This window comes from Bacillus niameyensis, from assembly GCF_001375535.1.
Lineage (GTDB): Bacteria > Bacillota > Bacilli > Bacillales > Bacillaceae_C > Lederbergia > Lederbergia niameyensis.
Genome location: NZ_LN831197.1, coordinates 3,200,633 through 3,204,688, shown reverse-complemented (window position 1 = coordinate 3,204,688; position 4,056 = coordinate 3,200,633). Strand labels below are relative to the sequence as shown.

General features: G+C 39.3%; 3 protein-coding genes and 1 pseudogene. 2 read left to right on the top strand and 2 right to left on the bottom strand.

Going from position 1 to position 4,056, the window contains the following annotated elements; all coding sequences use genetic code 11:
* Together BN1243_RS15095 and BN1243_RS15090 are read left to right on the top strand one after the other, a co-directional pair.
* Positions 1-1,014: alkaline phosphatase family protein (locus tag BN1243_RS15095; protein WP_062108135.1), on the top strand; the 1,014-nt coding region annotated here is incomplete at its 5' end.
* 72 nt (positions 1,015-1,086) lie between these two features.
* Positions 1,087-2,367: an MFS transporter gene (locus BN1243_RS15090; protein WP_062108134.1), complete on the top strand. Its 1,281-nt coding sequence runs from the start codon at positions 1,087-1,089 to the stop codon at positions 2,365-2,367.
* 295 nt (positions 2,368-2,662) lie between these two features.
* Here the strand turns inward: BN1243_RS15090 and BN1243_RS15085 are convergent.
* Both BN1243_RS15085 and BN1243_RS15080 read right to left on the bottom strand, forming a co-directional pair.
* Positions 2,663-3,427: pseudogene (locus BN1243_RS15085) on the bottom strand (aldo/keto reductase); the annotation flags it as partial.
* Positions 3,428-3,463: 36 nt separating this feature from the next.
* A partial coding sequence (locus BN1243_RS15080; protein ID WP_084781948.1) for an IS200/IS605 family accessory protein TnpB-related protein occupies positions 3,464-4,056 on the bottom strand: 593 nt, incomplete at its 5' end.

Sequence of the window (4,056 nt, the reverse complement as noted above, 5' to 3'; positions counted from 1 at the left end):
GAAGCAAAAAGGGCTGGAATGAAAACAGCCGCCCTTCTTTGGCCAGTAACTGCAAAGGCAAATATTGATTATCATATGCCTGAAATTTTTGCAAATCGCCCTTGGCTCAATCAAATAACAGTATCCCTTCTGAATGGCAGCTTTTTCTATCAACTTGATATGAATAGACGGTTTGGTCATATTCGGAAAGGATTGAGCCAACCTGAATTAGATGATTTTGTCCTTGAATCAGCTGTACATACAATCCATGCGAAAAGACCGAACTTGATGCTAATCCACTTTACTGATCTTGATACTCAACGGCATCTTCACGGGTTTTCCTCATCTGAAGCCCATGCTGCCCTGATTCGTCACGATAAACGACTTGGAAGAATCATCGATGCCCTCACAACAACAGGAGTCTATGAAAATACTACTCTTATCGCTTTAGGAGATCATAGTGCGCTTGATGAATCAAAGGCTATTAAAATAAATGGATTACTAAAGGAACACGGCCTCCTCCACATTAATGAGCGTGGTAAAGTCGATGCTTGGAAAGCATACTGCAAAAGTTGTGATGGCTCTGCCTATATTTACTTACAAGATGACAATGATTTGCTTACAAAAGACGCCATTCTAAGTCTTCTACAGGAGCTTTTAGATCATAAAGAAAATGGAATTGAAAACATAATGACAGGTAAGGAAGCCGCAAAAAGGGGTGCTGATCCCCATGCCGCTTTTATGTTAGAAGCTCGCCAAGGATTTTATTTTCACGAGAGCTGGGAAGGAAATTTTATTGACGAAATAACAGAAACAGATGTGATAGAAAAACGCTACACACATGCAGCCCATGGATATTCTCCAGAAAAGGAAGATTACACAACCGTTTTCATAGCCTCTGGAAAAGGGATCCGAAAGAAACAGATTATACCTACCATGCACCTTGCAGATGAAGGACCAACTCTGGCTAAATTGTTGGGGATCCATCTAGGTGAGACGGACGGAAAAGTAATCGATATTATTTTTAAGAGATGAACTTAATTAATTTTAATTATCTAAACTATTCAAATTGCACATCAAATATAATAGAAAAAAGGAGATGATACTATGGGGACATTTACAAAGGGAGAAAAAAGCTGGATCTTATATGATTGGGCAAATTCAGCCTATTCTATTATCATTACGACAGCGGTATTCCCTATTTTTTACAAATCGGTTGCTTCAGCTGCAGGGGTCAGTGATGTTAACTCGACTGCCTATCTTGGTTATACGATTGCAATTGCAACGTTTATTTTGGCATTACTTAGCCCAATCCTAGGGACAATTGCCGATTATCAGGGCTATAAGAAAAAGTTTTTTACTTTCTTTTTTATCTTAGGAGCCGGGGCAACTGCCTCACTTGCTTTCATTCCTGGGGAACAATGGCTCCCACTATTAATTTGTTATACGATTGCTACAATTGGATTTTCTGGTGCTAATATTTTCTATGACGCTTTCCTTGTTGATATCACGACTGAAGAGAAAATGAACCGAGTCTCTACTCGTGGATATGGGTTGGGGTATATCGGCAGTACAATTCCATTTATAATTAGCATCGCGATTATTTTGTTGTCCCAAAAAGAAATTCTCCCGCTTTCTCCAGCAGCTGCAAGTAGAATTGCCTTCTTAATCACGGCCATCTGGTGGGGCGTCTTTTCGATTCCAATGTTTAAAAACGTCTATCAACTCCATTATATTGAACGGGAATCTAAACCAATTATTAACAGTTTTAAGCGCCTTGGGACTACCTTTAAAGATATCCGAAAGTATCGGGCATTATTCCTGTTTTTGCTAGCTTACTTCTTTTATATTGATGGCGTCGGAACCATCATTTCGATGTCAACCGCCTACGGAACAGATTTAGGGCTATCTGCCACTACTTTATTGATTGTCTTATTCTTTACTCAAGTTGTAGCCGCTCCCTTTTCCATTTTATTTGGCAAGCTGTCAGAAAGGTTCACAGGAAAGAAGATGCTTTATGTTGGAATATTTGTTTATATCATCGTATGTATTTACGCATTCTTCTTAAAAACTGCATTAGATTTTTGGATTTTAGCCATGCTCGTTGCTACGTCACAAGGAGGAATTCAGGCGTTGAGCCGTTCTTACTATGCTAAAATGATCCCCAAGGAAAAGTCTAATGAATTTTTTGGGTTTTATAATATTATCGGAAAGTTCGCTGCTGTCATGGGGCCAATTTTACTTGGAGTTACAGCACAAATTACCGGTAATACTTCTTATGGGGTATTCAGTTTAGTCATTCTCTTCATTATCGGTATTGTTTTGCTTTCTCGTGTTCCTGAACCGAAAACTAGGAATGTCCCTTCGGACAGTACAAAAACATTTTAAAGAACAAAAGCGCAAGCGCCTGTTTAGCGACGTACAAATTTTAATAATAAGGATGAACGGCTAAAAACGCGCCGTCCTGGCGCAACGCCGTTCTGACCAACATCCTGTTGGCCTGAGATAAAGGAAACACGGCGAAGCATGAGCCGATGTTGACTTATCGTAGGAAGAAGACGTAAATTTGCTAGTCGCTAGGCGCTGGAGCTGGACGACAAACCTTCCTGTTAGAACTTATCCACACGCTAAAATTTTATAATTTACTTAACAAACACAAAGAAAGGGCCGCTAAGCCCTTTCTTTATTCACTAAAAATACGGTCGATTTCTTGAATCTCTTCCTCCGTTAAATGCGTATCTAGAGTTTTCAAATTTTCCATAACTTGATCAGGTCTTTTAGCCCCTGGAATAACAGAATCAATTGTATCTCTTGTCAAATACCAAGCTAAAACAACATGACTTATCTTTGCTCCTTTTTCATCAGCAATTTTACGGAGCATCTCCACCTTTTCTAGATTATTCATATAATCCTGCCCCTGAAATTGACGTCTTTTTAGCTGAGCTTCAGTAAGCACTGTATTTTTATCGTATTTACCAGTTAACAATCCAGATGCTAATGGAAAATATGGAACAAATGAAATATGATGATCTCTCATATATGGGAGCAATTCTTTTTCCGCTGTGCGGTCAATAAGGTTGTATCCACCTTGATAAACATCAATATAGCCATCTTTATTGGCCTCTAACAATTGCTCCATAGAGAAATTGGATACGCCAATTGCTCTGATCATCCCTTTATCTTTCATTTCTTTGAGCGCTCCGACCGCCTCATCCTTTGGTGTGTCTTTATCAGGAAAATGAATATAGTAAAGATCGATATAGTCGGTCTGCAACCTTTTCAAACTTTCCTCCACCGACTTTTTCAAAAAGTCAGGAGAATTATCTACTTGCACCTGCTCTCCGACAAATTTATGCGCGCCTTTTGTTGCAAGTACGATGTCTTCTCTCCCCCCTCTATCCTTCAATACTTCCCCGATTACAATTTCCGATTTTTCCGGTCCATGAACCTCCTACGACTGAAGTCGCAGGTTTCAGGGTTGGTGCTAATGCACATTGACCGCTAGAGGCTGGGTACACACAACCGCTATCCCGTTGGCAAATGCCTTTGGGACTACTTTTCTTAGTATATTCACCGAGCCATTTACATCGGCGTTGATTAAAATTCCTTTTTTTGAACGGTACATCCCTCTCGAGATTCGCTTTCCGCTAAAGATGTCATCACTTTTTTCCCCCGATTTGTAGGTTGGGATCGGGTCTTCATCTAAAAAGCTTGCTCGAGATGTATAGCTTTCTTCTGTTTCAATGACGGCTATGCCCTCGGTATTTGCTTTGTACCGAATCATTGACACCAACATCGCATGTGGGATTTGAACAAAATTTTGATTATTTTTGGAGCCTAAAGCGACTTTCTGTTTCCAATCCATATTTTTACCGATAATGATGGTATCGATGCGATGTTCTTTTGCTACTTTCACAATGTTAAAACTCACTTTATGAAAGAAATCTTTGATTTGATTATGACGCTTGCTGTCTAACTTGCTTAATCTTTTTGAATATCTTTGACCCTCTTTTGAACTCCTCCCGTTTCGTAATGCAGCATAATAATAACTTTTTAATTTATTGTACCAACGATTAA